Source organism: Rhizobium sp. P1_E1 (assembly GCF_056406015.1).
The window spans coordinates 1-5,388 of record NZ_JBFUAY010000264.1; the positions used below are offsets into that span (position 1 = coordinate 1).

4 protein-coding genes are annotated in these 5,388 nt (G+C 62.5%); 1 reads left to right on the top strand and 3 read right to left on the bottom strand.

The genetic code is table 11. The features are described from left to right. Both AC1D1Z_RS33510 and AC1D1Z_RS33515 read right to left on the bottom strand, forming a co-directional pair. Window positions 1–1,426 (bottom strand): sugar ABC transporter ATP-binding protein (locus AC1D1Z_RS33510; protein ID WP_477853136.1); only part of this gene is annotated, 1,426 nt, incomplete at its 3' end. Window positions 1,427–1,551: 125 nt separating this feature from the next. Continuing rightward, the gene (locus AC1D1Z_RS33515; RefSeq protein WP_018245687.1) at window positions 1,552–2,535 is read right to left on the bottom strand and encodes an autoinducer 2 ABC transporter substrate-binding protein; all 984 of its coding nucleotides are present in this window, start codon (window positions 2,533–2,535) and stop codon (window positions 1,552–1,554) included. Window positions 2,536–2,780: 245 nt separating this feature from the next. Between AC1D1Z_RS33515 and AC1D1Z_RS33520 the strand changes: the two genes are divergently transcribed. Further along, window positions 2,781–3,839, top strand: a complete 1,059-nt coding sequence (locus AC1D1Z_RS33520) for a LacI family DNA-binding transcriptional regulator (RefSeq protein ID WP_477853137.1) — start codon at window positions 2,781–2,783, stop codon at window positions 3,837–3,839. Window positions 3,840–3,902: 63 nt separating this feature from the next. Here AC1D1Z_RS33520 and AC1D1Z_RS33525 read toward each other — a convergent pair. Then, window positions 3,903–5,388: cation:proton antiporter (locus AC1D1Z_RS33525; RefSeq protein ID WP_477853139.1), on the bottom strand; the 1,486-nt coding region annotated here is incomplete at its 5' end.

The window sequence follows — 5,388 nt, forward strand, 5'->3', positions numbered from 1 at the left end:
TCCGATCGGCGTTGAAATAGACCTCCGGCACCTCGTCCGAAATCAGGATGATCGCCAGCCCCGCCTCGGCGAGGCGTGCAACGATTTCGAAGATGCCGGCGCGCGCGCCGACATCGACGCCGACCGTGGGCGCATCGAGGATCAGCATCTTTGGATCGGTGGCGAGCCATTTGGCGATCGCGACGCGCTGCTGGTTGCCGCCCGAAAGCGTCGAGATCGCATCGTCCTGCTTGCCGATCCTGACGCCGAGATCGGCGATCCAGCGCGCGACCAGCGAGCGCTTCTTTTCCGGCGAGATGAGCCGGCCGCCTAGGATACGGTTGAGGGAGGCCATGACCAGATTGTCGGCGATGGATTGCGGCTGGTTGAGACCGAGCGAAAGGCGGTCTTCGGAGAGATAGGCGACGCCTGAGGTGATCGCCTCGCGGTTGGAGGCAAAGCGCACCGGCTTTCCCTCCAACACGATCGTTCCGGCGGCGGGCCGGCGCATGCCGAACAGCGTGAGCGCGAGTTCGGTGCGCCCGGAGCCGAGCAGGCCGGTGATTCCGAGGGTCTCGCCACGGCGCAGATCGAAGGAGATGTCCTCGAACTCGCCAGGCCGGGAAAGCTTGCTTACAGAAAGCAGGACCGGGTTGTGCGACAGGTCGCGGGCGCGAACATTCTGGTCGAAGGTGCGCCCGGTCATCAGCTCGGTGATCTTAGACTGGGTCATGCCTTCCACCGGATAGACACCGACCAGCGCACCATCGCGCAGCACCGTGATGCGCGAGGAAATTTCCAGCACTTCCGCAAGGCGATGGCTGACGAAGACCACGGCAACGCCCGAAGCCGACAGCGTGCGCACGATCGCCAGCAGATGATCGGTCTCAGACTGGGTGAGCGAGGCGGTCGGCTCGTCCATGAAGACGATGCGGGCCTCTCCGACCAGCGCGCGGGCGATGGCGACGATCTGACGCTGCGCGATGGCGAAGTCCTTGAGAGGCCTGTCGACGTCGAGGGTAATGCCGAGCCGGGCGAGTGCCTCCTCGGCTGTTCCGCGGATCGCGGCATAATTGACGAAGCGCGGGCGCGAACCGGAAAGGGTCTGGAAGGCGATGTTTTCGGCCACGCTCATTTCCGGAAAGAGCGCGAGGTCCTGCCAGATGATCTGGATGCCGCGGGACTGGGCCATGCCAGGCGTCATGAGGGATATCGTCTCACCGTCGAAGACGATCTCGGCGCCGTCTGCAGGCCGATAGACGCCTGATATCACCTTGATAAGGGTGCTCTTGCCGGAACCATTCTCGCCGGCCAAGCAATGCACCTCGCCGGGCAGGACTTCGAAGGAGACGTTTTTCAGCGCCTTCACACCGCCGAATGTCATGTTGATGCCGCGAAGCGAAAGAAGCGGCTGGGCCTTCACACCATCATCCGTTGCCATGCTCATGCCGGTTGCCTGTCCAGTCGAATGCCATGAAAGGTCAATGGTCCAGCCATGGTCGGATATCGCTCTTTTCCCGAACGCCGGGCCGGTCCGTATCGACCGGCCCGACACCCGGGGAGGGGGCCTCTTCAGAGGCCCATTGCGGCCAGGTCGTCGACCGTATCCTTGTTGATCGGCAGCAGCTGATCGACGATGATGTCGTTACCAACAGGCTTGATCACGCCGAGACCCGGAATGTCATCACCTTCCTTGATGCTCTCGCCCTTGATCAGGCGATCGGCGAGCGTGACGAAGACTTCGCCGGCCTGCTTCGGATTCCACATGAAGCCGCCCGATATCGCGTCGGACTTGATCAGCTTCTGGCCCTGGCCGGGCGAGAACGGGCCGAGCACGAAGATTTTGCCCGTCTTGCGGCGTTCTTCGACAGCGCGCCCCGCGCCGATCGGGCCCTGGCTGCCGAAGGCGAGGAAGCCTTTCAGATCCGGATGGGCAGCGATGAGATCAAGCGCCGTCGAGCGGCTTTTGTCGACATCTTCTGCGACGCCATAACGGTCGCCGACGAGTTTCATGTCCGGATAATTCGCCTTGATATAGGCGATTGCGGCGTCCGCCCAGGCATTGTGCAGCGGAACGGTCAGCGAGCCGACGAAGACGGCATATTCGCCCTTGCCGCCCATCTTTTCGGCGAGCAGCTTGCCATGCGCCTCACCAAAACCGGTCGACGATGCGAGTTCGAAATTCCAGTCGGCGCCCTTCTGCGAGGGCGATTCATGCGTAATGACCTTGATGCCGGCGGCTTGCGCCTTGGTGAGCACGGGCTCGAGCACCTTGGCATCGTTCGGCACCACACCGATGACCTTGACGCCCTGGGCGATCAGGTCTTCGATGGCGCGCACCTGCAGCGCCGGGTCGGCGCTGGTCGGGCCGATCATGAAGGCATCGACGCCGAGTTTCTTGCCCTGTTCCTTGATGCCGGCTTCCATCGCATTGAACCATGGAATGCCGCCGATCTTGACGACAACGCCGACCTTCGGTGCGTCCTGCGCAAACGCGACCACCGCCCCGGCAAGCGACAGCGATGCGGCAATTGCCGCTATGATAAGTCTCCTCATCTTCACTCCTCCTCAAGGTCGCTCATGGCGAACGACGACCACCGGCCGCTTTGCGGCAGGTTGTTCCTGGTTGCTTCTTGGCGAGGGAACACCCTTGCCTCCCATCCCGCCTCCTCCGGCGAACCATTTTTGCGCAATCGATCTTTCTTTTTTGCACAATCGATGGTGCAATGACTATCGATCAAGGTAGGGCTTTCGTCAAGAGGGGTTTGTTTCTAAGGGAACGACAGCGGAAAAGGCGAGATATGGCAGACATCAGCAAGAAGAAGGCGACAATCTACGATCTCTCGATCCTATCGGGTGCGTCGGCTTCTACCGTAAGCGCCGTGCTGAACGGAAGCTGGCGGAAGAGGCGTATCAAGGAGGCGACGGCCCAACTCATTCAGAACCTGGCGAACGAGCACGGATATACGGCAAATCTGCAGGCCCGCGGCCTGCGTTCGTCCCGCTCCGGCCTCGTCGGTCTTCTGCTGCCGGTGCACGACAACCGCTATTTCTCCTCCATGGCGCAATCTTTCGAGGCACAGGTCAGAAGCCGCGGCCAGTGCCCCCTCGTCGTCAGCGCCTGTCGCGATCCGGACGAGGAGCGCCAGGTCGTCGAGACACTGATCTCCTATTCGATCGACGAACTTTTCATCGCCGGCGCAACCGATCCGKATGGCGTACACAAGGTCTGCGAAAAGGCAGGGCTGAAGCACGTCAACATCGATCTGCCGGGCACGCTGGCGCCGTCGGTCATCAGCGACAATTATGAAGGTGCGCGCATGCTGACGCAGGCGATCATCGAACGCGCGCAGGAGGATGGCCCGCTTTCACCTGACGATCTGTACCTGTTCGGCGGCCGCAACGACCACGCCAGCCACGAGCGAATTCGCGGTTTCCGCGACGTAAAGCGCGCACTTCTGGGCGCGGATCCGGATGTCTGCATCCAGCCGACCGGCTATTCCCCGGCCATGACGGCGCGTGCCTTTGAAGCCTTCTACGAAGGCCACGGAAAGCTGCCGCGCACATTTTTCGTCAATTCCTCGATCAATCTCGAAGGGCTGATGCGCTTCCTCGCGCTGCACCCGCATGAGACCTTCGCCGACATCATCGTTGGCTGCTACGACTACGATCCCTTTGGCTCCTTCCTGCCTTTCCCCGTCTTCATGATCCGGCAGGACAGCGAGGCGATGATCACCAAGGGGTTTGCGATCCTTGATGCAGACCGCGGCCCGCCAATCACGCATCTGGTGCGGCCGACCCTCGTCCCACCGCGCACGGCGCTGACCGGCCCACTCGATGCGCTGAAGGATATCGAGTGATGCGTCCCGCCTCATTTGAGAGGCTGGGCTGACGGAGCAGCACTGTGTGATGCCTTATCGGCTCTAGCTTTCTGTGATGCGGCGATCCTCATCCGAGCCGACGGAGAGCTGCTTCCAGTCCAGGTCCTCCTGCAGCTCGAGATATTGCGTCGCGCCGATCTGATCTGTGTCGCGCAATTCCTCGAGGCGCTGGCGCTGGGCGAGAACGGCGGCGATCGTCAGGTCGCGGCGGCGATCGAGCGCCGAAGCCTTGTTTGCCTCGGTTGACGCGGTCCAATGGTCCCTACAGATCGTCCGGATCGCTTCGGCCTCAGTGCCGTCTTCCTTCTCAAGCCGCTGAAAGGCGGCTTCGGCGAGCGATCTTCGGGCCACCTTGAGTTCATCACGGACTTCTGCCTGCCGACCGAGTTTCAGGAGATGGATCATTGGAGCCAAGGTCGCCCCTTGAATAACCAGGGTTGCGAGCACCACCGCGAAGGCTGTGAGCACGACCAGGTCTCGCTCGGGAAAGTCGGCGGGGAGCGCGAAGGCCGTCGCCAGCGTAACGAGGCCACGCATACCGGCCCAACCCACCAGGAAGGTCTCCCCGGACGTGAAAGGCGCCAATTCATGGCCGCTTCGGTGACGAGAAGCGACGACGGCGTGAAGCAGGAAAGCCATCGCCATGCGCGCCAGGATCACGCCGACCACCACGATGACGGCAAATCCCATCGCCCGCTGCAGCTCTTCAGCCGACATCGCCTCAAGGATGCGGCGCGCCTGCAGGCCCATCAGCAGGAAAGCCACCACGTTCAGCAGGAAGACGACGGTCGTCCAGACGGCGAAGGAATGTACCCGCATCCGCGGTGAATCCCTGACCGAAGAGAGCGTGGCGAGCGTCATTGCGCTCGCCACTGTGGCAAGGACAGCCGACAGATGCAGATGTTCGGCGATCAGCCAGGTCGAAAAAGCGTAGACGAATTGAAGCAGGGTCCCGCCGACCGTGTTCTCGGTTATCGGCCGAAGCCGCGAGACAAAAAAGCCGAAGACGATGCCGAACAGGATCCCTCCAGGTGCGGCGATCCCCACCTGAAGTGCCGTCCCGACATCCAGCCCACCACGCGCCTGGACAGTCAGCGCAGCGCCGAAAAGCAGCAGTGCGGTCGCGTCGTTGAACAGGCTTTCTCCCTTGAGCAGGGCATCCACACGGCGGGCGACGGGCAAATTGGAAAGGACTGCCGTGGCGGCCGCGGCATCGGGCGGCGAAACAATTGCGCCAAGTGTAACCGCGACCGCAATCGGAAGCCCGACGGTCAGCATGCTGATCGACACGACCACGCCTGTCGTGACGAGAACGGCGACGACCGCATAGAAGAACAGCGGCAGCAGCATGCGCCGCGCCGCCCCCACCGGGAAGTCATAGGCCGAATCGACAAGGACGGGCGCAATGAACAGGGCGAGCGCCGTCGGAGGATCGATCGGAATCGTCGGCGCCCCTGGCAACATCGCCACGGCGACGCCGGCGGCAGCCAGAATGCCGGGGTAGGGCAGGCGCATGCGACGCGTGACC